27 protein-coding genes and 2 pseudogenes are annotated in these 25,384 nt (G+C 36.8%); 12 read left to right on the top strand and 17 right to left on the bottom strand.

Features of this window, described 5'->3' with window-relative positions; all coding sequences use genetic code 11:
• Positions 1–343: 343 nt before the first annotated feature.
• Both A9178_RS13285 and A9178_RS13280 read left to right on the top strand, forming a co-directional pair.
• Positions 344–766, top strand: coding sequence for a pyridoxamine 5'-phosphate oxidase family protein (locus A9178_RS13285; protein ID WP_068676088.1), 423 nt, complete (start codon positions 344–346; stop codon positions 764–766).
• A 184-nt stretch (positions 767–950) separates the two neighbouring features.
• Entirely contained in the window at positions 951–1,253 is a 303-nt protein-coding gene (locus A9178_RS13280) for a DUF378 domain-containing protein (protein WP_068676086.1), read from the top strand.
• Between the two features lie 328 nt (positions 1,254–1,581).
• On the opposite strand, the pseudogene A9178_RS13275 reads toward A9178_RS13280, so the two are convergent.
• The 3 genes and pseudogenes from A9178_RS13275 to sspJ form a co-directional block, all read right to left on the bottom strand.
• Positions 1,582–1,761: pseudogene (locus tag A9178_RS13275) on the bottom strand (UV DNA damage repair endonuclease UvsE); the annotation flags it as partial.
• A 30-nt stretch (positions 1,762–1,791) separates the two neighbouring features.
• Positions 1,792–2,745, bottom strand: a complete 954-nt coding sequence (gene uvsE / locus A9178_RS13270) for a UV DNA damage repair endonuclease UvsE (protein ID WP_068676082.1) — start codon at positions 2,743–2,745, stop codon at positions 1,792–1,794.
• A 75-nt stretch (positions 2,746–2,820) separates the two neighbouring features.
• Positions 2,821–2,973: a small acid-soluble spore protein SspJ gene (gene sspJ / locus A9178_RS13265; RefSeq protein ID WP_068676080.1), complete on the bottom strand. Its 153-nt coding sequence runs from the start codon at positions 2,971–2,973 to the stop codon at positions 2,821–2,823.
• 254 nt (positions 2,974–3,227) lie between these two features.
• Here sspJ and A9178_RS13260 point away from each other — a divergent pair, with 254 nt between their 5' ends.
• Both A9178_RS13260 and A9178_RS13255 read left to right on the top strand, forming a co-directional pair.
• On the top strand, positions 3,228–3,485 hold the full coding sequence (locus A9178_RS13260; protein ID WP_068676077.1) for a DUF3243 domain-containing protein: 258 nt from the start codon (positions 3,228–3,230) through the stop codon (positions 3,483–3,485).
• Positions 3,486–3,549: 64 nt separating this feature from the next.
• The gene (locus A9178_RS13255) at positions 3,550–3,837 is read left to right on the top strand and encodes a transposase (RefSeq protein ID WP_156520769.1); all 288 of its coding nucleotides are present in this window, start codon (positions 3,550–3,552) and stop codon (positions 3,835–3,837) included.
• 106 nt (positions 3,838–3,943) lie between these two features.
• Here the strand turns inward: A9178_RS13255 and A9178_RS13250 are convergent, their stop codons facing one another.
• The 4 genes and pseudogenes from A9178_RS13250 to A9178_RS13240 form a co-directional block, all read right to left on the bottom strand.
• Positions 3,944–4,372, bottom strand: coding sequence for a ferritin-like domain-containing protein (locus A9178_RS13250; protein ID WP_068676075.1), 429 nt, complete (start codon positions 4,370–4,372; stop codon positions 3,944–3,946).
• 305 nt (positions 4,373–4,677) lie between these two features.
• Positions 4,678–4,776: pseudogene (locus A9178_RS19700) on the bottom strand (YvrJ family protein); the annotation flags it as partial.
• Between the two features lie 177 nt (positions 4,777–4,953).
• Positions 4,954–5,172, bottom strand: coding sequence for a DUF2922 domain-containing protein (locus A9178_RS13245; protein ID WP_068676073.1), 219 nt, complete (start codon positions 5,170–5,172; stop codon positions 4,954–4,956).
• A 36-nt stretch (positions 5,173–5,208) separates the two neighbouring features.
• The gene (locus tag A9178_RS13240; protein WP_068676071.1) at positions 5,209–5,433 is read right to left on the bottom strand and encodes a DUF1659 domain-containing protein; all 225 of its coding nucleotides are present in this window, start codon (positions 5,431–5,433) and stop codon (positions 5,209–5,211) included.
• 329 nt (positions 5,434–5,762) lie between these two features.
• Between A9178_RS13240 and A9178_RS13235 the strand changes: the two genes are divergently transcribed.
• A complete protein-coding gene (locus tag A9178_RS13235; protein WP_068676069.1) occupies positions 5,763–6,665 on the top strand; it encodes a glycine betaine ABC transporter substrate-binding protein in 903 nt (300 codons plus the stop codon).
• 95 nt (positions 6,666–6,760) lie between these two features.
• Here A9178_RS13235 and A9178_RS13230 read toward each other — a convergent pair whose 3' ends face one another.
• From A9178_RS13230 to A9178_RS13185, 10 genes are all read right to left on the bottom strand, one after another.
• Positions 6,761–7,483: a sulfite exporter TauE/SafE family protein gene (locus tag A9178_RS13230; protein WP_068676067.1), complete on the bottom strand. Its 723-nt coding sequence runs from the start codon at positions 7,481–7,483 to the stop codon at positions 6,761–6,763.
• A gap of 133 nt (positions 7,484–7,616) precedes the next feature.
• Positions 7,617–9,302, bottom strand: a complete 1,686-nt coding sequence (locus tag A9178_RS13225) for a HAMP domain-containing methyl-accepting chemotaxis protein (RefSeq protein ID WP_231889852.1) — start codon at positions 9,300–9,302, stop codon at positions 7,617–7,619.
• A gap of 133 nt (positions 9,303–9,435) precedes the next feature.
• Complete coding sequence (locus A9178_RS13220) at positions 9,436–9,852, bottom strand: MarR family winged helix-turn-helix transcriptional regulator (protein ID WP_068676064.1); 417 nt, start codon at positions 9,850–9,852, stop codon at positions 9,436–9,438.
• Positions 9,853–9,930: 78 nt separating this feature from the next.
• On the bottom strand, positions 9,931–10,665 hold the full coding sequence (locus A9178_RS13215) for an SDR family NAD(P)-dependent oxidoreductase (RefSeq protein WP_068676062.1): 735 nt from the start codon (positions 10,663–10,665) through the stop codon (positions 9,931–9,933).
• 14 nt (positions 10,666–10,679) lie between these two features.
• On the bottom strand, positions 10,680–11,429 hold the full coding sequence (locus A9178_RS13210) for an SDR family NAD(P)-dependent oxidoreductase (RefSeq protein ID WP_068676060.1): 750 nt from the start codon (positions 11,427–11,429) through the stop codon (positions 10,680–10,682).
• A gap of 197 nt (positions 11,430–11,626) precedes the next feature.
• Positions 11,627–12,415 (bottom strand): SDR family NAD(P)-dependent oxidoreductase, encoded by a 789-nt coding sequence (locus A9178_RS13205; protein WP_068676058.1) that lies wholly within the window; start codon positions 12,413–12,415, stop codon positions 11,627–11,629.
• An 811-nt stretch (positions 12,416–13,226) separates the two neighbouring features.
• Positions 13,227–14,117 (bottom strand): EamA family transporter, encoded by an 891-nt coding sequence (locus tag A9178_RS13200; protein ID WP_068676056.1) that lies wholly within the window; start codon positions 14,115–14,117, stop codon positions 13,227–13,229.
• An 85-nt stretch (positions 14,118–14,202) separates the two neighbouring features.
• Positions 14,203–14,703, bottom strand: coding sequence for a hypothetical protein (locus tag A9178_RS13195; protein WP_068676054.1), 501 nt, complete (start codon positions 14,701–14,703; stop codon positions 14,203–14,205).
• A gap of 270 nt (positions 14,704–14,973) precedes the next feature.
• Complete coding sequence (locus A9178_RS13190; protein ID WP_068676052.1) at positions 14,974–16,458, bottom strand: methyl-accepting chemotaxis protein; 1,485 nt, start codon at positions 16,456–16,458, stop codon at positions 14,974–14,976.
• 350 nt (positions 16,459–16,808) lie between these two features.
• Positions 16,809–17,906 carry an NAD(P)/FAD-dependent oxidoreductase gene (locus A9178_RS13185; RefSeq protein ID WP_068676050.1) on the bottom strand — a complete coding sequence of 366 codons (1,098 nt, stop codon included), beginning with the start codon at positions 17,904–17,906 and terminating at the stop codon, positions 16,809–16,811.
• Between the two features lie 146 nt (positions 17,907–18,052).
• Between A9178_RS13185 and A9178_RS13180 the strand changes: the two genes are divergently transcribed.
• The 7 genes from A9178_RS13180 (at position 18,053) to A9178_RS13150 (ending at position 25,228) form a co-directional block, all read left to right on the top strand.
• Positions 18,053–18,895, top strand: a complete 843-nt coding sequence (locus A9178_RS13180) for an ABC transporter ATP-binding protein (protein ID WP_068676048.1) — start codon at positions 18,053–18,055, stop codon at positions 18,893–18,895.
• Complete coding sequence (locus A9178_RS13175) at positions 18,849–19,760, top strand: iron-hydroxamate ABC transporter substrate-binding protein (protein ID WP_068676046.1); 912 nt, start codon at positions 18,849–18,851, stop codon at positions 19,758–19,760. Before A9178_RS13180 ends, A9178_RS13175 begins: the two co-directional genes overlap by 47 nt.
• 112 nt (positions 19,761–19,872) lie before the next feature.
• On the top strand, positions 19,873–20,883 hold the full coding sequence (locus A9178_RS13170) for a FecCD family ABC transporter permease (protein ID WP_068676044.1): 1,011 nt from the start codon (positions 19,873–19,875) through the stop codon (positions 20,881–20,883).
• Positions 20,880–21,884, top strand: a complete 1,005-nt coding sequence (locus tag A9178_RS13165; RefSeq protein ID WP_068676042.1) for a FecCD family ABC transporter permease — start codon at positions 20,880–20,882, stop codon at positions 21,882–21,884. Before A9178_RS13170 ends, A9178_RS13165 begins: the two co-directional genes overlap by 4 nt.
• Positions 21,885–22,443: 559 nt before the next feature.
• Positions 22,444–22,995: a hypothetical protein gene (locus tag A9178_RS13160; RefSeq protein WP_068676040.1), complete on the top strand. Its 552-nt coding sequence runs from the start codon at positions 22,444–22,446 to the stop codon at positions 22,993–22,995.
• A 174-nt stretch (positions 22,996–23,169) separates the two neighbouring features.
• Complete coding sequence (locus tag A9178_RS13155; protein WP_068676038.1) at positions 23,170–24,441, top strand: hypothetical protein; 1,272 nt, start codon at positions 23,170–23,172, stop codon at positions 24,439–24,441.
• Positions 24,442–24,487: 46 nt separating this feature from the next.
• Entirely contained in the window at positions 24,488–25,228 is a 741-nt protein-coding gene (locus A9178_RS13150) for a hypothetical protein (RefSeq protein ID WP_068676036.1), read from the top strand.
• The last annotated feature ends 156 nt before the right edge of the window (positions 25,229–25,384 follow it).

Here is a 25,384-nt window from a genome sequence, read left to right as displayed (position 1 = left end):
CGGATATCAGTATGCTCACCGTCGTAGAGTAGTTTTGCCTTCGTGCCGTGTGCTCAACAATTTAAACCTGCAAAATAATGATTCTCTACTTGAGAACCGAAAAACTTGACATGGAGCCTCTGTGGGCATGATTCTTACGCCAAGAGCCAAATATAGAAATACATTTGACTACACCCTTAAGGTTATCATGCCCACCACTCCATATAAAGTTTTTCTATGAGAAACACTAAATTTAGTGCTTCTAGCTTCGTATTGCCAAAAATAGTATCTTATGCGAAATTTTGAGCTAGAACTTGTAATTTTCGTTCATATCAGTGAAACCGACCTAAAGGAGTGAATTCTGATGAACCAACAAGAAATAAGAAATGCAATTGAAAATATCATCATAAACAGTAAAACAGGTATTATGGCAACTGTTAAAGGAAATAAGCCACACGCCAGGTACATGACTTTCTTTCATAAGGATTTAACACTTTATACCCCAACAAGTAAGGATACCGATAAATCCGAAGAAGTTACAGAAAATCCAAATACACATATACTACTTGGATATGACGGTAACGGATTTGGTGATGCCTATGTTGAGTATGAAGGCGAAGTAACAATTAAAGAGGATGAGGAATTAAAAATGAAATTATGGGACGACAATATGAAGAATTGGTTTGATGGTCCTAATGACCCTAATTTAATTGTCCTCGAAATTAAACCGAAACAAATTCGCCTTAAAAACAAAAAGGGGAGTCCTTCTCAAACGTTGGAATTATAATAGATGAATTTAACTATTCACTAATTAGGGCTTTCCCATATCCTAGTATATGACCCCTCAAACTAAATAAGGGATCTCACCTCTGCTTTCCCTTCAATTGTCTTTTGCTTACGTATAAAAAAAGAACAATAGCAAAATATAAAAGGAGCTTTTACTCTTATTGAGGTTTTGTGGAGGTGAAAATATGGGAACCTTAAAACGAATAGCATTAACCCTAACTATAATAGGTGGAGTAAATTGGGGGCTAATTGGGCTTTTCCGATTTGACTTAGTTGCAGCAATTTTTGGTGGGCAAGATGCCGCACTCTCTAGAGTAGTTTATTCTTTAGTGGGATTGAGTAGTTTATTTTGTTTAACCTTGTTATTTGAATCATCGGATGAAAGAAACTCTGTTCAGACAGGAAGATTAAATTATGGAACTGAGTTTGGAAATGAATTAAACACTTCTAACAAGAAGAAACGAAACGATGATCTAGATAAAATGTAATAAGTAAGAGGCTGGGACATAACTAAAGTGCTTAACCTTAAAGGCGAACAATCCGCTATCTAAGCGAAGTATATTTCCGGAGCGATTATTCGCTCGCTCCGATAATGTTTGGATTTTATTAGGTTAAAATACTTTTGTCTCGACCTCTTACTTATTTATTTCTTGATAATATTCCCTTTATTTTGTGTAAAAGGAAGATTCACCAATAATTTCCACATTCTTTCTTATTTTGACTTCTTCCATTAATCTATCAAGGGCCTCATCTTTTCTCTAAGTATCCCACTTGTATTTGATTACCATCATCATCTTGCTCATTATACAAATCCTAATTATGTTTTAACATTCTAAGCGTATTTTCTAAATTTTCGAGTGCAATACGTTCCAATTTACGAATGGCAGCTTTCCTGTTATCAATTTTCTGGAATTGGGAGAACGTCATTGTTTTGGATGGGGATGCATTTTTCAGCTCCATACTCATTGCAACATAGCCAAGCCGTATCAGTGTCATTCGTTACACCTCATTTATAATTAATAACTTTTACCATTCCAACGTAGCACTCGCTATTCGTTTAACACCTCGGATGGAAGCTACTTCTTCGACAAGTCTGTGCATTGCCAGGTTCTTTTGTTTCGCTTCAATCATAATATCGAAGTCTTGATTCAGCTCTTTTGCCAATTTCAAGAATGGAAGTACAAAATCAATCGAGACATAATCGGCGTGGGAACGGTAAGCTTGATCAGACTTAGGTGAAGAGATATGTACTTTCGGAATATTATACGAATCATTCCAAGTGTTAAAGATACGAGGTAAATAACGAGAGAGTTCTCCTTCCATTTTATTTGCCATATGATGATGGTAGTCGAGTATCATTGGGATGTTTTCCTTTTCACACGTCATTAATGTTTCCTCCACATTATAGGTCTTGTCATCATTCTCAAGCGTCATGTTTTTCTTAATCGTTGTTGGCAACTGTTTAAGATTTTGGTGGAATCTTTGTAATGTCTTCACTTTATCTCCATAAGCTCCCCCAATATGAATATTAATGATTCCATTCTCTAAAACATTCATCGCTTCAAGCATTTTATAGTGATAGTCCATATCTGTCACTGCATTCCTAGTTACCTGTTCTTTCGTACTTGTAAAAAGGGTAAATTGATTAGGATGAAAACTTGGTCTTATTTGATATTGCTGTAAAAGTTGCCCAAGTTCTCTCCATTCGTTTATAAATGGGGTAATGAAATCCCACAATACTTCTGGGTGAGTAGCTAATGGAACAATGGAGCTTGAAAAACGATATAACTTAATTTCGTGGGCAATATTATAATGCAAAATTCGTTTCGTATGAAATAAATTTTGTGCAGTAATCGTTTTGAGTTTCTCCAATCTCTCCTGTTTAGGAAGAATTTGATACCGTTTAAACGTTAATGTTTTTGAGGGGCTTACATCCCACAAACCTAAAGCGTTCGCTACATAACCAAATCGAATTTTCATCGATATCTATCTCTCCTTACTAGAAGATAACATTAAGAGGCAGTTCTCCATATAATGAACTGCCTCTTTTATTAATTACATGTTAAATTGTTGCGCACCTTTTTTTCTTCTAACAGCCTCTTGCAAAGGGTCTCCTGCTAAAGCCTTTTCTGCATCTTCCAACGACCCTTGAAAAGCTTGCATGTTTTTAGCATTCATTGCTTGTGCATTTTGTCGTTTATTAGCCATCATTATACCTCCAACTTAAATTGTTATGTCTATCCCCAATATTTAAGGACTAGACACTTATATTATTCTTTCCCTATCCTTTTTGAATAAATTCATTTTATTTTAAGGTCTTGTAAATAATTAATTTCGTGTATATAAAACCATTTAAAATTACATAATAAGCTTGTGTTACCCCCGTAAGCCATCCATTTTGACTTATATTCTTGGATGGATACAATAGTAAAATTTTGAATCGCAAAAATGGAGGGATAGCTATGTCAGTTCTAAACAACTTTGAGGGATGGAAACAATTTCTTGGTGAACGTCTTCAAAATGCGCAACAAAACGGAATGGATAATGAAGCAATAAATAATATTGCTTCTGAGGTTGGTGACTACCTCGCAGCCAATGTAGAGCCTAAAAACGGCGAGCAAAGATTACTTGCAGACCTATGGAATGCAGCCGATGAAAGTCAAAAACAAGTATTAGCTAGTACGATGGTTAATTTAGTTAAAAACTCAACATCTAAATAGTAGAAAGAGGGATGATGTTAGACTTCATCCCTCTTCCTATTGTATCATTTTAGGAGATGATGTTTTGAAGGCTTTATTGGTATTAGGAAGTGTAGTATTCCCATTAATCATGTTCTTTTTACAGAGGAAATGGATAAGATTTCGCTTTGTATTTAATTTAAGTGCAATCATAGCTACACTTGTATTCGCAAATATCTCTTCATTATCCATTTATCAGATTATAATAGATAATACCGTGTTAATGACAAATATTCATAAGATCTTTCTAAACCCTTATTTCTTAATCACCGGTTCGTATATTGGAGTATATGTTCTTTACCGATTGCTGATTTTAACGATGAGGGAAAATTAACTTTACATACTTTTATGTTAAGGAAAATGTAAAAAAATAATCTAGTTGGAATTCGAAAAAGATTCCCAACTAGATTAAATTCGTTTTAATTTTTAGTTGCGTATTGTCATTGAATAAGGTTGTTTAATTGGTTAATATGTTCCCTGTCTTCATCTAAATTTTCTGCTACCATTTTTTTGCTTTCTGGATCTAAATCTCCTCTAACTATTTCTTCAGTCTTTTGCATACCCATCTCTTGCCCTTTAATAGCGTTCTTTAATATCCCATCCACTGTATCAGGGGTTCCTTTTAATCGCATCATTCCTTCCATCATAGAAAGCCTTACCCCATTATCATTGACAGCCCTACCACCAAGATCCTGTATTCTCTCCGCTATTTTTGCAGCATGTTCCTTATGCTCCTGCTGAATACGTTGCAGTTCCGTTCTAACAGATGGCTCGGTTACTTGTTCGATGAATTGTTCATACGAATGTATTGCCATATATTCTCCCTTTAAATACGCGTTTAGTTCTTTGATTACTACTTCATTATTCAATATATTTACCTCCCTTTAGCATTATTTATTTATCTTTTTCTTTTAAGGCAATATTTATTCAAAATAAGAGCCATGGGGACAAGAGCCATGGGGACAGGTCCCTCGTCCCACAAGCAAACGGGCGGATTGAGCTAGTCTATGAGACCATTCAAGAGGGAATTTAATCCACTAACAAGTTGGGATATTACTATATGATATACGTGCTTATGCATATCAATAACAAAGCAAGATGGAAACGCGAATTTCTTGCAGCGCGGAAACGTTTTAAAAATTAAATCCGGGTTGACCGAATCTAGTTTTATGGCTTATAGGATCAATCCCTCACCACCTATTAACTTATTTAGCTTCCCTTCGACATGGTGTAGTAAATAAAACGTGACCGCAACAGGGAAACCTACCTCTGATGAATACTACCCAAGCTTCTTAGAAAACTTGGTATTCGCCAAGCCTTTAGACGAATACCGTAGTTGTACTTATGCAGAGAGAAATTTTATACTTTCCGATTTGCCATAGAAATTCCTCCTTTTCCTTTTTTAAAGAAATAGACCAGCGATAACTATCCGCCGGTCTATTTTCTAAAGTTAAATATCAATATCAATTTCTTCCACTGTGTTTTCCACAATTCGGGCACTGTGTTTTTCCACTAAATCTCCACCAGTTGATGTAAAAGCATTTTCGTTGATGATTGTATCCATTGCAGCACTTACTGCTGAAGGATCTACTGGTTCAATTGGATTTTCTAGCGAATACGTAACCACTTTTCCATCCTCGTTTGTAAATTTAAGCTCTAATTTTCTCAAATGTAGCCCTCCCTTCCTTTAATTTCCGTTAGTGAGTTACCCCACTATAACGTCAGCTGTGTCTCTGCGAACGATGTTGTACAATGGGCGATCTTGTAAGCCGGCAAAAGCGTGTGCCACCGCATAAAGTTGATCTGCTGTTGCAGCAAGTTTCACATTGTTGAAACTTTTGGACTTGTATAGTGGCATACCGGTTTTCAAATCATTCCCGTCATTTAAAACGAGTTGTAAAGTAGACTTGGTTAATTTGAATACTGCCATTTATACCTCACCACCTTTCACTTATACAATCGAAAGGAATGGAGGTGTGGGGGATTGGAAGGGAACGTTTATTTCCATCGTAGTTTTTCTTCGAGGTGATGGAGCCAAAAAATCACCAAAACATTCAAATATAGATGAAATTTTGACAATAATTGTCTCTGAGCTTCACTAAGTAACATATACTTGCTAAATCGACTGAAACCGGCTGGAATGAGCTTTGCACTTTTCATTACTTTGCCTTATCATACGTCTTATAGTTGGCAAATAGGCGAAAAATTCAGTACAAAGTAGGTTGTGAAAATCTTAGTGAAAGGGTGTTTACAGAAATAATGAAGTCATTATTCAAAAAGAAAATCACCGTCTTTAGCATAGGTATTCTCCTAATGCTTGCAGGTTGTCAAGGAGAAGCTGCTAATGAAAGTTCTAATGAAGAAACGAATAAAGCAGTTGAAATTACAGAAATTGTTGGAATTGAACCGGGGTCCGGGACAATGAATATTGCGAAAGAAACCGTTGAATCATACAACTTGGATCTGGAACTGTTACCAAGCTCAGAGCCGGCGATGGTAACGGAATTGCAAGATGCGATTAAGAATGAAGAACCAATCGTGGTAACTCTATGGCAGCCGCATTGGATGTTTAGCGAATATGATTTGAAGTTTTTGGAGGACCCAAAAGGAACACTAGGGGAATCAGAAAATATACATACGATGGTAAGAGATGGGCTTGAGGATGATTTTCTGTCCGCCTATCAGTTCTTGGACAACTTCTACTGGGAAGTGGAAGATATGAATGAAGTGATGGCGAAATTTGGGCAAGATGATAGTGTGGAGCCGCGTGAAGCAGCAGAAGAGTGGATCGAAAACAATCAAGATAAAGTGAATTCCTGGACGAAAGATATTAAATCCGTTGATAACGAAACAATCGAACTAGCTTATACGAATTACGAAACAGAAATATCATCAACAAATGTTGTTGCTCTTGTTCTGGAAGAATTGGGATACAATGTCGAATTGACCCCGCTCGATATGGGGATCGCATTTAAGAGTCTTTCGGAAGGTGAAGTCGATGGAATGTTAATCGCCTGGCTGCCTATAGGTGCAGCTTCCTATTATGAGCAATACAAAGATGTAATCGTTGACCTCGGACCTAATCTTGAAGGCGCCCAACAAGGATTCGTTGTACCGGAATATATGGATATTGACAGCATTGAAGAATTACCAATCAAATGACAATGAAAAAAAGGGACGAAGGGACAGTACCTCGTCTCAGATAAGTTGTGTGAAAATGGGACGGTGTACCTGTCCCTATGTCCCTTTTGTTACAATTACAATAAACCCAAACTCTCAATCAGCAAATACATCCCTGTAAACCATAGGATGATATATGTAAATATCCGAAAAATATGTTGATTAATCCGTTTAAATAATAGTTGCCCCAAATACATACCTGCAAACACCAAAGGTAACGCCCATACACTGGATACCCAGATTGTCGTATTTGTTCCTGCAAATACCACCTGGATGATTAAACTGGCAAAATAAATAAACAAATAGAATGCTAATGTAGTACCTCGTAATTTTTCTTTTTGGGTATCTGTTCCTGAAAAATATAATAGTAATGGTGGCCCAGGCATCCCTATACTTGTTGTGAGTGATCCTGAAAGCCCACCTGCAACTAAATCTTTCTTCTTATTCTGCTTAATTCGAAACTTAAGGATAAGTATTATTGTTAATACGGTGATAATAAGGCCTATTACAAACTTTAATCTATTTACATCCATTGATAAAAAGATTGTCATTCCGACAGGCAGACCTACAACACTTCCTATCACCAATCTTTTAAGAATCCCATAATCAATATCCTTTTTAATTTTCATTATTAAGGCACAAGATATGACTAAAGACAAGATTAAGTTTATTTGAATTGCCTCAGTAGGTTCAAATATTAGAAGAAGAAAAGGTGTAGCCAAAATGGAAAATCCAAATCCTGTACTCGTTTGAAGTACGGAAGCGATTAGAATAATTATAATAAATACTATTACTTCCATAAGACACCAACTTTTTTAGTATGTAGGGTAGTCCCTCACTTCCTTGTCACTTTAGTGCGGCAGGGGACTGACCATTATTAGTCTCTGATAAGTTGTGTGAAAACGGGACGGTGTACCTGTCCCTATGTCCCACCTACAATTTAAATAGTCTTACTAATTCATTCAACTTCTCAGCCAATTCGGCAAGTTGTTCTGAACTTCCTGTTACATCTTCCATAGAGCTGCCCGCCTGTTGCGCAGAAGCGGCGGTTTGCTCTACGCCAGCTGCAGACTCCTGGGAAACGGATGCGATTTCTTCTATTTGGGCATTCATGTCCTGACTCTTCATCGCAATGTCCGATAAGTCGGCTGACACTCCTTTCATCCTTTGCACCATATCAGAAACCGCAACACCAATTTCTTTAAACGTTTTACTTGTCGTTTCTAATTGAGCGGTTCCTTGTTCTACTTCAGAATAGCTCTCTTTCAATGAATCGGCTACATGACTAGAGTCCGCTTGTATAGTACTCACTATGCCTGTTATTTCTTTGATAGAGGAGGCAACCTGCTCTGCTAATTTTCTCACCTCATCCGCAACAACTGCAAATCCCTTGCCGTGTTCTCCTGCTCTAGCTGCCTCAATCGCTGCATTTAGTGCTAAGAGATTGGTCTGCTCTGCAACATCCTTTATGATAGAAACAAGTTTGGTAATCTCCTTTGATTGGTGATCCAATTTGTCCATTTTTTCCGCAGCATCTCTCACAATTCGGTCGATTTTAATCATTTGTTCCGTGGATGTATCCATTAATTCACTACCATTATTTGTCATAACTAACACGCTATCAGAATGATCTAGGACATGCGCTCCATTTTCACTTGCTCTTTCTATTCTGTTCGTGAATGTTCCCATGGCTGAAGAAAGATTACTTGCACTATTCGCTTGTGTTTCTGAACCAGATGCAAGTTCCTCCATCGTAATGGCAATCTGTTCCGTTCCAGTTCTCACTTCATTTGCTGATTGTGCTAATTCTTCACTTTGGCTGGATACCGAACTAGATACCTCAACAATTTGGTTCAGTAAATGACGGTTCTGACTGCTCATCAAATTCGTTGCCTTAATAAGCTGCCCGATTTCATCTTTACTAGTTTCCTCTAAAGGCTCTTGACTTAAATCCCCTTTTGCCAATTCATTCATCCGTTTCATGACAACTCGTATAGGAGCGGATATAGATTTTGAAATTTTAAGGGCAACCAGAATGGAAACGATTAATATAACAACGGAAACAATGATAATAAAAGTCATGTTGGAATGACCATAACTAAGAAAGTCTTTACCCTGCTCCTTTATTTCCTGTTCACTACCTTGAGATAGTTCTTCCAACTCAGCTACTAGTTCATCAGATAAAGGCCTAGCATCATTCAACAATTCATGGGCCTTTTGCGTATTGCCTAATTCATGTTCGGCCATAGCTTTTTCTACAAGATCAACCCACGTATTCTTTTTATCAGTGAGCCTTTGCAAATCATTAGATGGATTCAAACTCAAAATCTCTTTTTCAAGCTCATCTGTTTTTTTCAAACTTCCCTCTAATTGCGGCTTTAATTCTTGGTCATTGTATGTAAAATATCCATTTACCATCGATTCACTTTGAGCCATATTAAATGATAGATTTTTTACAAGAATTAATTGTTCCATTTTCTCATCAACAATTTCTTCTGTATTACTATTCAATTTGTCAATCGATAGATAACTTAGTAATACCAATATTAGTACAAGTGCAATCAGTATTCCAAATCCAAACATTATCTTGGAACGAATACTTTTGAAATATCCCATCATGTTATTCATCTCCTACTCTGTTTAGTGGTAACCTATGAGTTAGTCCCTCGCTTCTTTATCACTTTAGTGCGCTCGGGCGCCGACCCTTTCATTAGAAAAAAGAAGCTACTACTTAAACTGCGCTTCTTTTGCATCATTCGTTATTTAGTTTTCTGTAGATGTGCAACATTTGTTGTTGCTCCTCATCCGTCAGCTTACCAAACAATTCCTTTCTTAAAATTTGCCCTGCTTCATTGGCCTGTTTTAGAAGAGTTTCCCCCGTATTCGTGATTTCTAAATAAACGATACGACGGTCACTTTCATCGAATGAGCGGGTAACTAACTGCTTTTTCACTAGTTTTTCCGTTAAGTGCGTAACTGTAGGTGGGGTTAACCCTAGTGTTTTTGCCATATCGGAGGGACGACTTTTTCCATTTGTAAATAAATGACCCAAGACAAGAATATGTGATACTCCTAGGTCTTCATTAAAAACCTTATTCCACTGAACAATTAGATTATTTGTCACCTTATCCATATTATGTATGATTTCAAAAACTGTTTTTTCCTGCACGTCACAATCCCTGCCTTCCCCTAAATAGAATCCCCCAGATTAAATATCTAGGGGATTACTTTTTCTTATTTTACCATATTATTGAGCAGAAAAGCCGCCATCAATAATAATCTCAGCTCCTGTAATATAGGAAGAATCATCTGACGCCAAGAATAACGCCGCTTTTGCAATGTCAGCTGGTTTCCCAAGACGTTGTAAAGGTGTAGCTTTGATTAATTGATCAAGCAAGTCTTTCGATGTACTTAGGCTTTGTGTCATTGGTGTCTCGATAATACCTGGGAATAATGTATTGACACGTACCCCTTGTTTACCAAATGTTGTCGCAGCCGCTTTAGAAATGGCACGAACTGCTCCTTTTGATGCAGAATAATGGTTAAACCCTTGACCTATTTGTGCAGTATAAGAGGAGATATTAACTATAGATCCACTCTTTTGCTCTGCCATGATTGGCGCAATATGCTTCATTCCAGCAAATGGTCCGAAGCCATTGATTGCCAACATCTTTTGCCAATCATCCAAGTCAATGTCTTTATACGGTTTCTCCGAAGAAATACCAGCATTATTGACAAGCACATCAATTTTACCGAACTTTTCCTTTACTTGCTTAGCAAAATCTGCCCAATTTTCATCGGATGAAACGTTTAATTTCATACCGTGGACATTTTCTTTTTCACTGACACGTTCTAGTGCTTCTTCATTAATATCTGCTGCAATAACAATGGCACCTTCTTGTTGGAATAAGTCTACCATTCCTTCTCCAATACCAGAAGCTCCACCTGTTACAATTGCTACTTTACCATCTAATTTACCCATTTATAAAACACCCCTTATCGTAATTTAATGGAACCACCATCGACCATAATGGTTTGTCCAGTAATATAATTTGCATCGTCACTTGCTAAAAATACAGCGGTACGCCCGATGTCTGCCTCAGGATCACCTAAGCGACGTAATGGAATACCTTCAATCATCGTATCATACAGTTCTGGTGCACTATTGCGCCATTGTTCTACTCCAGGTGTTAATGCAATTGGCGAAATCAAGTTAACGTTTATTCCTTCTGGTCCCCATTCATTTGCCACTACACGGGAAATTGCTCGGATTGCTTCTTTCGCTGCTGCATAGGAAGTTTGAGTTGTTTGTCCATTTAATCCTGCACCAGAAGCAAAGTTAATCACTTTACCTTTCGTCTTTTTCAATTCTGGATATGCTGCTTGCATAAAATGAACGGTCGGATAGAAACCTGTGTTAAAAGATAAATCAAACATTTCTTGTGTTGTTTCTGTGAAATTCGCTTGTCTGGAAACATGCGCATTATTCACAAGAATATCAAGCTTGCCGAATTTTTCTACCACTGCTTGAACAACTTCTGCTACATTTTCCTGTTTGGAAATATCCTTAATGAAAAGCATTCCCTCTGTATGCTGATTAATTTCTTTTAATGTCTCTTGCCCTTTTTCTTCGTTCACATCAACAACCGCGATATGAGCGCCTTCTTTAGCCATCGCAAGCGCAATTCCTCTACCTATCCCGGATGCACTACCTGTTACGATTCCGACTTTTCCTTTTAATCTCATGATTATTCTCTCCTTTTCTTGTTGTTTTTTACTGAATTATTCTGTCCAGAAACCTTGTTTCACTAATTTCTGCTTACTGATGAAGGCTATAAATACACAGCCAATATTAATGATTAACATAGCGATAATTGCATAGAGTAAAATTATATAACTGCCCGTTAAATTCTTTCTTTATACAACATAAGCGTAATTCAGCCTTATAATGCGTTGAAGTCTGGAACTGTTGGGTTGGCAATATAATGCCCACCTTCTACCTGTATTGTTTGTCCCGTAATAAACTTCGACTCATCTGATGCCAAAAATAAAACGGTATAGCCAATATCATCTGCTTCACCGTGGTATGGCAATGCATTGTATTTGGCAAAAGTACCTAACAATTCCTCTGACATATTTCGTTTCGCAGCTGGAGTTAAAATTAGCCCAGGAGCAACCGTATTACAACGAATATTTTCTTTACCATATTGAGTTGCTACATATCTCGTTAAATTGACGACCCCTGCTTTGGATGCGCCATATGCTGACCGGATGGAATCACCGAAGAAACCTGCCATAGAGGCCGTATTAATGATTGATCCGCCACCAGCTTTAATCATGTGAGGAATAGCATATTTGCACCCCATTAATACACCTTTTAAGTTGACATTTAACAGCCTATCCCATTCTTCTAAATCTATATGAACAACATCCAAGTCTTTTTTAATATTAGTCAGCCCTACATTATTAAACAGAATGTCCAATTTTCCATAATGATCAACGGTAAATTGTACAGCCTCTTCAATCGACTTACCATCACCCACGTCAACGAAGATTCCTACCGCCTCACCGCCGTTTGCGCGGATTTCCTCAGCAGCATGTTTTGCCCCTTCTAGGTTGAAATCAGCTAGGACAACCTTTGCACCTTCCTTTGCCATCAACTGCGCAGTAGATAAACCGATTCCTGAGGCACTTCCTGTTAATAATGCGACCTTGTTTTCTACTCTTCCCATCCATATTTCCTACCTTTCCTTGGCACCAGTATTTAAAAGGATATAAAACAACGATGAAAGTGCAAATATTGCCATACGGTAGAATCACCTTTGTTCTAATAATAGAACCACCTCTGATCCTGGCTTTTCAACAGCTCTATAACATAAAAACGCTAACATTCCTATCGTGATTGTTGTCCTGAAAATAATAAGACATGGAAAAAAACTTTACAAGAAAACTTAAAATGACCTATCCTATAGCCCTTCATCATTTATTTCCATCTAAAACATTTAGATGTTTAACTATTTAACATCTAAATATTACTAAATTAATATTAATAACGCAATAAAAATGCAAACACCATAGCATTACCTAAGAAGCACAACTCGCCCTGTATTATAAAGAAATAAAATTTAACCTATTTACACCAATTGATAAAAAGATTGTCATTCCAATTGATAGAGCTACAACACTGCCTACCACCAATCTTTTAAAAATCCCGTAATCAATATCCTTTTTGATTTTCATTCTTGGGCAAACAACAATAATTTATACCCAACTCAGTGGTAAATGAAGATATAATTTTTGGAAATCATTGTGAACCTTTCACCTGAACTAACTAGTACTTTTTATTAAAGTTAAAAAGCTTGAGGTGAAAAATTCCCTCAAGCTTTTTTGTGTGCTATTTATCCTGTGATTTAGAATATTCTCCACGCTATTTGAACTACTTACAAGACCATTGCGTTATTCTTTGATGCTTCCACTAAGACGTCTAGTAGGCCCACCCTTGTCCTTTATAATTAAAGAATTATTCAAATAAAGCTTCCACTTCTAAGCCACCCTATTTCCACTTTTACCACTGGAACCTTTGGAAGAGCCTATTAATATTCCGATACCTAGCATTAATAGAAAAATCCCTAACCAAGAGGTTACGTTTAAATTTTCACCTAATAGAAATACCCCTAATAATGCCGCAGTTAATGGTTCTGCCAAAGCAAGTGTAACTGCAGTTGATGATGAAACATGGGCGAGACCTTTGGCAAAAAGAAAATATGCTATCCCAGTCGCCATAATTCCAAGTTGAAGGCTGACACCCATTCCGCGGAAACTCATGATCCAAGACATATCGAAAATAAATAAAAATGGGGATAAATAGATTGCACTAAGTGTGAAAACTACTGCGACTACGGATAAGGATGAGTAGTTTTGAACCATATCTCTACTCACAAGCGTATAACTTGCAAATGTTAAACCAGCTCCTAAAGCCAATAATATTCCTACAGGGTCTACATATACGGATTCTTTATTCATAAACAACATGAGACATCCTAAAATGGATAGGAGAGTAGAATACCACCACACTTTTGATGGGCGAGTTTTTAAATACATCCATTCTAAGAGGCCTGATAGAATAGGCGCACTTCCTATGGCTACCACAGTCCCAATGGCCACCCCTGTTATGGCAACTGCAGAGAAAAATAAGGGTTGATACATCGCCATACATAAGGAAGCCAATATCGTTGTCTTTATTGGCCAATCCTTAAAATTTAATTGCCCTCTTACTAGAACAATCAATAATAAAAATAAACCTCCTACCGCTAAGCGTGTTGCCCCAATAGCAACCGGATGTGCTGTATCTGGCGCAAGTGCTTGTGTTGTACCAGTAGTCCCCCAAAGAATTGCCGCTAACACAATTAAAAAAGGAGACAATTTTCCCTTCATATTGCTCACCCCAGTAAAAAAAATACTTTTCTTATATTTTATAAAAGTCCATAAAAGGTTTCTTTACCAAGTACCTAGTTCCCCGCTAAATCTGTTTTTCTATTTCCTCATATTCTATTTTGGAATATTTTCTAATCGCTTCATCTACGTCTACTAACAAATCAGTTAATAGCCCCACTTTTTCTGTATCCATTAATTTCATTTGATATAAGGATATGCAGTTGCCTAATTCGATTGCATGATATGTTTCACGATATAATTTGGAAGACATCTTATTTAACTGATCATGTAATTCATTTAGTATCGGGTCCGTTTTTTTTATTGTTTCGCAGACTGGTAGTTCTAATTCTCGTTTATTTAAAAAAGTATTTATTACTAGTTTCAGTGAAGCAGCCTCTTCCCTTAGCTCTTTTAATTCCTCAATACGCAAATTTACTAAAGTAGTAGACTTCCGATTCTTCTTCCCCTGTCTGTATGTTAAAAATACAGAAACTGAAGTTGTACAAAGAGCTAAAAATGAAATTATTGCAGCTATACTCGCCCATTGAAAATGGTGGTTTTGGTCGAAAAAGATATTATGCCACATGAAAATGATCCCCCTAATCATTTTAACTAAATTATACCAATGATTAAGCTTTATTTCTTCAGTCACTTTAGACCTAATGATACAAAAAATCCCCTCAAAAAGGGGGATTTTGAACCTAATTTACTTTTTCTAAGTGTGAGCCAAAGAATACTTAAGCATTTGTTGATCCACCTGAAACATTTTCAAATGAATATTCTCCAACTGGCGCTCCCCAGAACCTTACCGTATCTTCTTCAAATATATCACCAGTATCTAGCCCATTATCTCATATTATCGAGCGGTAAGTTGCTTCAATTTATCGCTAAGTTCGATGATTTCGATGATGTTTGTGTTCATACCAGTAATCAATTCATGTTCTTGTTCAATCGTAGCGACGATTTCCTGTGTCGACGAAGTATTTTCCTCAGAGATATTAGCAACCGTTTCAATTCGTTCTTGAATATCTTTGTAATAACCAATAACTCTGTTAACCTGATTCATACTTTCTTTGATTTGTTCATTGGTTGTCCCAAAGGAGTCTTTGATATCTGTAAAATCACTGGAAATTTCCTGCAAGAGCTCCTTTCCTTCCTCTGCAGCTGTTTCGCCTTCTTCAGATTTCATTTTGGCTGCGTGGGCTTTTTGGAACAAGGTTTTGGTCACCTCGGATATTTCCACGGTGATGTCAGCACTTTGTTCAGCGAGTTTTCGCACTTCCTGAGCAACGACGGCGAATCCCTTTCCATGTTCACCAGCGTGAGCTGATTCAATGGCTGCATTTAATGCCAACAGATTTGTCTGATCAGCAATGTCTTTGATTCCTTGTAAAAGCTCATTGACTATTTGTAAGCTGCTACTGAGATCAGACACTGTTTCATTTGTCATTTGGATGCTCGTATTGACCATTTCCATATGAGAATTGACTTCAGCAATTTTTTCATGACCCGCTTGTATTTTCACATTCATTTCAGATGAGTTTTCGATTAAGCCTTTTGAAATAGCCAATGTTTCATTCTTGCTTTCAACGGATTGGGCCATCATTTCGTTGATCACATTGATGCTGTTCGCTTCCTCTGATATCGCAGAAGCAATTTGCGTGGTGGAATCAAGAACCATCTGGCTAGAATGATGAATGTTGTTCATATTCTTTTGGAAAATGCCGATATTGTTATCAAGTGTGATGCTACCTTCTTCCACTGAAAGGAAGGTCCCCTCTAATTTATGCAATAACTCTTTTGCCTTTTGCTCTTTTTCCGCTGCTTCATCAACTAATCGACGACCCCATCGTGCCATATAATAAAGCGAAACAAAAATACCTTGTAAAACGGCCATGACGGTGATGAAGCCAATTAAATTGTCATTCGTACCAAGCATGCCTGTTGGATTGATGAAATAAGTAATGATCAGGATAATATTCAACAAAGGAGTGAAAGTGGCGATCAGTTCTTTTTTCAAATATAAAGCGGCCATCGCAACAGTCAAAAATAACATGTAATGTTTATTGAGTGTGAAACCATCAATGTAAAAAAGCGCAACAACGATAAAACCGGGTACGGCAGCCATGATGAAACCTTTAACATAATCATTGATTGGCAAGAAGTAATTAATAACGGCGATTAAAATAACAGCGAAACCTGTGATGATGTATGTAATGGGAAATGCAGATCCCCGGGCTATTATAATAGGGGTAATAATAGAAATTACTAGGCCTATGATAAGAATTAAATTCACCTTGTGAACACGCTTTGTATCGTAATTATCTCGTCTTTTATTCATTTGTCTTGGTTCCTCTCCAGAAGTCTTTTCTACGCATACGAGAAATCAACCCCATTTGTAACATATCCTCGAAATGCTGGATGCTTTGTACAATGGTCGATATTTTATGCTATTGTTTGACGCCTCCCACCAATTGGAAGTGAGTCATACTATTATATTTATCGGTAAGTTCCCGGGTAATTAAAGGTGCCAGGCACGTAAACCATTTCGAATGATTTATGTGCCTGGCACTTTTCTTTTTAGTTCAGTGAAATTGATGTAAAAGGTGTGTCTATTTGTGTTACGGTTCTTCGTGATACTACTAAAGAAGTAGCTTCAATAAAGACCCTCTAATTCAAAAATACAACTCTTTATTGTTTATCTGCATGCTTTACCACTTTATGATTCCATACAGCATGATTTCCCATTATCATTTCTTTAACTAATTCCCGATTTCTCTTTTGAAAAATGTCATTATGTGAAGATACCATTGCAAATTTCTCAGCTTTCGGTTGAATATAATGTTTTGCTTGATTAACAGCATTCGCTGCATCGTGAAAGCAACCAGCAATTAAATGCAGCTTCCCATCAAACTTAAGAATATCTCCAGCCGCATATAGTCCTTCAATTGAAGATGCACTGTTAGGATTACCAGCAATATAAAAATCATTTGCCATCTCTATATTTAATTCACTATTTTTTAGTAGGCTGGTATCTTGCTCATAACCATGATTAATAATAACTTCATCAATATCTATATACGTATTCTCCCCTGTTTCTTGATTTGTCAGCTCGACCTTTTTAACTTTTTCATGATTTTCACTAGCTACCAGTTTGGTAATTCTAGTGTGAGGCAAACAATGAACAGAGCTGTTCAGTAATTGTGTAACCTGTGCTTCATGACCGGATAACTCCTTTCGATAAGTGATATACACCTTATTCGCTATAGACTCTAATTCATTTGCCCAGTCAATAGCAGTATTTCCACCACCAGAGATCATTACGGTTTTATTTTTAAATTTCATAAGTGAAGTGATTGTGTAATGAATATTAGCAACTTCAAACCGCTCTGCTCCTGGGATTTCCAGCTTTTTGGGATTTAAAATTCCAGCCCCAACGGCTATAATAACCGTTTTCGAATAATGCTTTTGACCTGATGCAGCCCTTAATAAAAATGTTCCATCTTCATTACGAGATATTGATTCTATCTTTTCATTCAATACAACCGTTGGATAAAAGGTTAAGCCTTGTTTTACTAACTGCTCCATCAGCTTTTCTCCTGGAATTGGCGGTACTCCACCAACATCCCAAATCATCTTCTCTGGATAGACATTAATTTTCCCACCAAGTTTTGACTGATATTCAATCAGTTTTGTTTTCATTTCTCTTAAGCCACTATAGAAGGTTGAATATAACCCTGCTGGTCCTCCACCAATAATCGTTACATCAAATACATCCTTTTCTTTCATTATCATTCACTCCAACCCAAATGTATTTTTATTATTTAGTAAATATTGACATATTGTATTTTAAAATATATATTAACATATATAATTGATATTGATAATCATTATCATTTAATTTTTTTTCATACTTTATTTTGGAGGTAATAAAGATGATTCGCCTATCTAGTGAAGAATTAAGTATTGGCTATGGTGATCGTTTAATTGTAAAAAATCTCAGTTTGGCAATTCCAGATAAAAAAATCACAACCATCATCGGAGCCAATGGTTGTGGAAAATCAACTTTATTGAAAGCTATTACACGCATTATTCCGCATCAAGCAGGCTCTGTTCTATTAGATGGGAAAGATATTTCAAAAGAAAATTCAAAAACCTTGGCAAAAAAAATGGCCATTTTGCCACAATCTCCCGATAGTGCTGGTGGTTTAACTGTTGGTGAATTAGTATCCTATGGAAGATTCCCCTATCAATCAGGCTTTGGTCGTTTAACAAAGATAGATTATGAAGTCATTGATTGGGCGCTTGAGGTTACTGGCACATCAGACTTTAAATATCGTCCGATCAGTGCGCTTTCTGGAGGTCAGCGTCAACGTGTTTGGATTGCTATGGCACTTGCACAAGAGACAGATATTATTTTTCTCGATGAACCAACAACCTATTTAGACATGGCTCACCAGCTTGAGGTCTTAGAATTATTACAACAATTAAATCAAGAACAAAACAGAACCATTATTATGGTACTTCATGATTTAAATCAAGCTGCCCGTTTCGCTGACTATATCATTGCGCTAAAAGACGGAGAAATTGTAAAAGCTGGAGCTTCTGAGTTGATTATTATTCCTGAAGTGCTCCGGGAAGTTTTTCAAATTGACGCTGTGATTGACCGTGATCCAAGAACGAATAAACCAATGTGTGTTACTTATAATTTACTGAAAGGGGAAAATAAACATGAAGAAACTATTAATCCCATGTTTACTACTGCTAATTTTAATTAGTGCATGTGGCAATGCAGGGGCAACAATGGAGGAGAACAGTTCAACAAAATCGGAAACAATTACATACGTGTCGGAAACTGGTCCAATTAAGGTTCCAGCTGATCCGCAAAGGGTTGTTGTTCTTTCAGGCTACACCGGAAACGTTTTACATTTAGGAGTTAATGTTGTTGGAGTTGATACTTGGTCTAAAAACAATCCAACCTTTGAAAATGAATTAAAAGATGTTGCAGAAGTCTCAGAAGATGATTTAGAAAAAATTATTGAATTAGAGCCAGATTTAATTATCGCGTTATCAACAGTTAATAATCTGAATAAAATTAAAAGTATCGCACCTACTGTTACGTATACATGGGGTAAAGTAGATTATTTAACACAGCATATAGAAATTGGGAAGCTACTAAACAAAGAAAAGGAAGCCAAAGCTTGGGTTGATGACTTTAAAAAACGTGCAGAAGAAATCGGGGAAGATGTTCGTGCAAAAATTGGAGAAGATTCGACCGTATCTGTTATCGAAGCATATGGAAAAAGCCTTTATGTTTACGGTGATAACTTTGCACGTGGAACAGAAATCTTGTATCAAACAATGGAACTAGAGATGCCTGAAAAGGTAAAAGAAGGAGCATTAGAATCAGGATATTATACGCTATCTGCTGAAGTGCTTCCAGAATATGCGGGAGATTATATAGTTTTAAGTAAATACTCGGATGCAGATACATCCTTCCAAGAAACAGATACGTACAAGAACATCCCAGCAGTTCAAAATGGAAATGTTATTGAAATGCAGGGTGAAGGGGCATCATTTAATGATCCAGTCACACTTGAAAAGCAACTAGCACAATTTAAAGAGGCATTTCTAGGTAATTAACATTTTAAAAGCAGGGATTCATAGGAGAGGGGGGCGCCAAAAAGGAACATTACATTAATTCCTTTTTCCGTTAACCCTTTTTCCATTCTATGAAAGGATAAGTGCAAGCCGAATGATGAAGAAAAGTATATTTTTTACCTCGTTTACATTCAAACTTATATTAGGAGTTTTGTTTTTTATCGGGATGTTTTTTATAGCGATGATCTATGGTGCTGCAGATGTCTCGGTTAAAGATATATGGTTGGCTTTTACAACTTCCGCGACCAGTGAACACATTTCAATTATCCGTGAAATTCGTTTACCTCGTGAAATAGCTGCTATTGTTGTTGGTGCAGCTCTTGCTGTGTCTGGTGCAATGATGCAAGGTTTAACCCGCAACCCGTTGGCTGACCCAGGGTTACTAGGCTTAACTGCCGGAGCTTACGCAGCTTTATCGGTTACCGTTGCTTTTCTACCAGCAGCCAATTACTTCCTGACGATGATTGCCTGTTTTATTGGCGCTGCTATCGGTGCCACATTAGTTTTTGGAATTGATTCGATGAAAAGAGGCAGATTCTCTCCATTTCGTATTGTATTAGCTGGGGCTGCTGTTTCTGCCTTTTTATATGCTGTCGCCGAGGGGATCGGCCTTTATTTTAAAACTTCTAAAGATATCTCGATGTGGACTGCAGGAGGAATGATAGGGACAAATTGGAGTCAACTGCAAATTATTATGCCGTTTATTATTATTGGGATTGTCGTTTCCTTTTTTCTTTCTAAACAACTTACCATTCTCAGCTTAAACGAAGAGGTTGCAATTAGCTTAGGGCAAAATATCATCAGAATTAAAATCCTTTTATTTATTGCCATTATTATTCTCTCAGGAGCATCTGTTGCTTTAGTTGGAAATATGACCTTTATTGGGCTGATGGTTCCTCATATTGTTCGGGCTATTGTTGGAACCGATTATCGTTTTATTTTACCAATGTCGGCGATTGTTGGAGCCACCTTCATGCTATTTGCAGATACACTTGGTCGTACATTAAATGCTCCATATGAAACACCTGTTGTAGCAATCATTTCTATGCTCGGTTTACCATTCTTCCTTATCATCGTACGAAAAGGAGGAAAAGTACTCCTATGATACATTCAACACTAATCAGAAAGCAGCGAATAATATTATTGATTTCACTACTGCTTATTATGGCCACTGTTATTATTGGAATGGGAATAGGATCTGCTAGTTTATCTTTTGATAGACTCATCCATACGATATTAGGTCAAGGAAGCTTTAAAGAGGAATTTATATTGTACTCCATTCGCTTGCCACGTATATTAATTACGCTACTTGCAGGGATGGCACTTGCATTATCTGGTTCTATATTACAAGGAATAACAAGAAATGATTTAGCAGATCCAGGCATTATTGGGATTAATTCAGGAGCAGGGGTTGCCATTGCCGTCTTCTTTTTATTTTTCCCTACTGAAGCTGGATCATTTGTTTATATGATTCCAGTTGTTGGATTTATAGGTGCAATTATAACGGGATTCCTAATTTATCTGTTTGCTTACGGGAAAAATAATGGTTTACAACCTGTAAATTTAGTCCTCATCGGAGTTGGGTTCTCTACAGCACTTTCCGGAGCTTTGATTGTCATTATTTCCTCTGCCGAACGAAATAAAGTCGATTTCATAGCCAAATGGTTGGCAGGTAACATCTGGGGGACCGATTGGCCATTTGTCTTGGCTCTCCTTCCCTGGTTAGTCATATTGATTCCATTTACTTTGTACAAGGCAAATCGCCTAAACATTTTAGAATTAAGTGACCCTGTTGCCATTGGAGTCGGGCTTTCCATTGAGAAAGAGCGCATCGTTTTACTTTTAACTGCTATTGCATTAGCAGCTACCGCTGTTTCTGTCACAGGTGGTATTAGCTTTATCGGGCTAATGGCGCCACATATTGCAAAAAGTTTAGTTGGGCCTAGAAATCAACTATTTATTCCAATTGCTATTTTACTAGGTGGTTGGTTATTATTATTTGCTGATACAGTTGGGCGGAATATTATAGACACCACAATACCGGCGGGAATTATGGTATCGTTGATTGGTGCTCCTTATTTTGTTTATTTGTTGTTGAGAAGGTAGAGGACTAGGGAGAGGCTGACTAATCAGGCTTTAAAAGTTTAATTGTATAATTAGTGGAAAAATGGACTAAATATCTATTCCATTTCTAACTTATGGACTATCATGAATGAATTTTTATCAACATATTTTTCATTAGTAAATGATTTATATTTAATTTAAAGGATGGATTAAAGTTATTTGGGATGCATCATTAGCAGATGTAATACGGCTTAAAGTTCGTGAAGAGGATAACCCGATATATAATAGGGAGAAACAATATCTAACATTAAATAGTACAGAACATGTTCTGTACTATTTTTGCTTTTTTGTATGTACGGATAAACATTAAGGGGGGAATAAACCACAACCCGCTCTTCGAATTACTTCTCCAATCATGTTTATAGGATGACCATAGCTTGAAGCAAGTCTCTTTGTGTCACTTCCAGCGAATGGACCTTAAATTTCTGCGATTCTTAATAATAAATTTAATTTTTAATAAAACAATATTGACTTAGTACTAACTCTATCTTATAGTTAAATTACCGACTTAGTACTAACTCAAAAAACGAAAGGGGATAACATGAAAAAGGTTATTGAAGGTGCTGTTTACAACACCGAAACAGCCAAAAAAATTTGTGAACAGGTATCGGTAGCATATGAACATAGAAAAGATGCAACCGTAACAAAACTTAAACAGCTTTATAAAACAAAAAGTGGTAAATATTTCTTTTACACACAAAGCGAATTTGTTGGGCTTGTGGCTGTGGACAATAATGATATTGATCCAAAAATAGAGTGGCAAAATGTAGAAGATGTAAAAATCATACCTATTCCTTATGATACTGCCATCCAATATGCAAGTGAAGTTTTTTCTTCTCCTGATACGGATGAAGATTCCGTTAATAGGATAAGGGGTTTTTTCCCAGAGCTTGTTGGTGAAGATGTCGGAGGAAAAAAAATTCAAAAGAAAATTTATATATCCGAGAAAACAAGCTGGTATTTAGAAATGCTGTTAATTGACACGAACCACACGAACAGTAGTTTAATCGATAAGTTAATCTTTGAAGAATACAAAAGGCTTTATAAAAAAGGGGATATGAACCTAGATATGTTTGATGAATTGGAAGACTAGATAAGAAAACATAAATACAAGAAGATATTCCAATAAAGTGAAACTCATTCAATGTGGGTTTACAGCCGTACAATTATTCTATTACGCTATCTCAATTTGCCGTTGGATTTAATAGAATCAAGCATCATTATATGCTAGGGTCATTTACAAACTATTTGAATAAGGGGGACTTGAATGACGACTCAAGTTGTAATAATGAATACAGGTGGAATTGCTTTAGCTACAGACAGTGCAGTTTCTATGAAGGGAAAGAAAGTATCGGATGCCGCAGATAAACTATTCCCGCTTTCAGAAAGACATAATATCGGCGTTATGACATATGGCGTTAACGCGATGTTCCATATTCCATGGGAAGCGCTAATCAAAGTATATAATCGTAAATTAGATGTTCGTGGATTTGACACCGTAAAGGAATATATGGAAGACTTCTTAAAGTTCCTCCATCAGAACGAATTCTATGAATTTATGGATGAAGAAAATGAGGAAAGACATATTAACCATACTTTATCTTCCAATATGACACGTTTACATCATGAATTATCCCAGAAACATAAGCGTCTTTACCGTGAACTAGGCAAGGAAAAACAACCAAATGAAGTCCAAGAAATGTATATGGAACAAGCAGAATTATACTTAAGTAAAAGAAGGCGGGAACTTACAGATAAAGAATATCCAAAAGGTTTTAATTCTAACGATTATGTACAATTAGTTGGAAAGTATGCAGGGAATGTAAGTGAATTACTTGAACAGAAGTTTGAAAGGCATCTGTTTAAAGATGAATGGATGGATGCAATAACAGAGGTGATGATTCAATCTATCATAAAGGATTTCTCCGATAAATTTTCTGGGATTATTTTCGCTGGATATGGTAAGAAGGAAATCTACCCAACTGTCTATCTATTAATCATTGACGGGAAGGTGAATCATAAAAATAAGTATTTTATTAAGAAGAAAAAAATAAATCATCAAATACATGGAATCATCTTCCCACTTGCTAAAAGAGATAGGGTTAAAGGTTTCCTAGATGGTATTCATGCGGATATAGAAGACTTTATTGGGACCATTTTTAAAAACCAATTGGCCATGCTAACGGATACTTGGGCAGAACAAGTAAAGGATCACCTTCATGATGAGGCGGATTGGGAGGAAATACAGGGAAAAATGTCTGCTGCATCCATGCAAGTTTATGATACATATAAAAAGGAGCTTTTCTATTATCAACGTGAAAAGTTTATCGACCCAATGTTAGAAGTTGTCGAATCTTCATCTACAATAGAATTGGCACATTTAGCGGAGTCCTTGTTACAAATATCGACTTTAAAAAGAGACTTTTCCGCCTATTCCGAAATGGTAGGTGGTCCAATCGATGTAGCAACGATAACAAAAGGGGATGGATTTAGTTGGCTGAGGAAAAAAGAAGGAGGAAAAACGTACTCCGGGATCTGATGGAGAGGTACACCTTCCAAATAAAAAAACGAAAGAAGGAATAGTCATGATAAGAGAAAATAAAATATTTCACACGGAACGAATGGAATATCAACAGATGATGGAGACTGGTGGTATTTATAATTTAGGGACATTTATCCCTAAAGATATGTCTACCATAAATAATAACTTTGTTCAAATGGTACCAACAAAAAATTCAGAGTTAATGTTTGATACAGTTAGGGAAAACTTTGGCTATATCCCGTTCCATCATTCTTTTGAAAAAGATCCAACTGTTTATACCGCATCAGGGAAAACATCCATGGTTTTAGTCGACCAAATATATGGTGTCACAACGCATATAACGAATATAGCTACTGAATTTCTAGATAACGTTGGTATCTACGTGGGAACTCATTCGATTCGATTAGTTGAATTAACCGAAACGGAGGATACGTATTATTATGTCATGGTCGGGGGAAAAGGCGCTATCGAAGCGAAAGCAGACGAATTGTATAATGCAGGTAAAATCTCTGGTAATGACGAGCCATTCCAATTGGCGGAAAATCAAGGTGTTCTATTAGATGGCACTTCGATGGTGCATTTTGTCCTTGCGATGGTAAATGATTCATTTGGCTGCAATTGGACAATGGCTGATACCATTGATGCGAAGAAGATTTTTGGTATAACGACCCCGCATTCCTATGATATGGGGGAACTTGATTGTTGGAAGCCCCTTGAGGGATTTGAAAGCTGGACAGATCCTGCCCGCTTAGGTCTTGTGTTATCCATCAAAAAGGGAATATAGGCCTGAATTATTTCATGCCTGGATGGCGGGCGTACATCTTTTCATATTAAAGCCAGCACAAAGTAATAACCCGCCAAGTCTCCCAACCACGTGTGCCATGGTGGGTCATTTTACGTAATCATATTCGTATTTACACATAGTTGTATAGAAGGGGAA

This window comes from Oceanobacillus sp. Castelsardo (genome assembly GCF_001659985.1).
Classification (GTDB): domain Bacteria; phylum Bacillota; class Bacilli; order Bacillales; family Amphibacillaceae; genus Oceanobacillus.
This window is presented reverse-complemented; position numbering and strand designations above follow the sequence as displayed.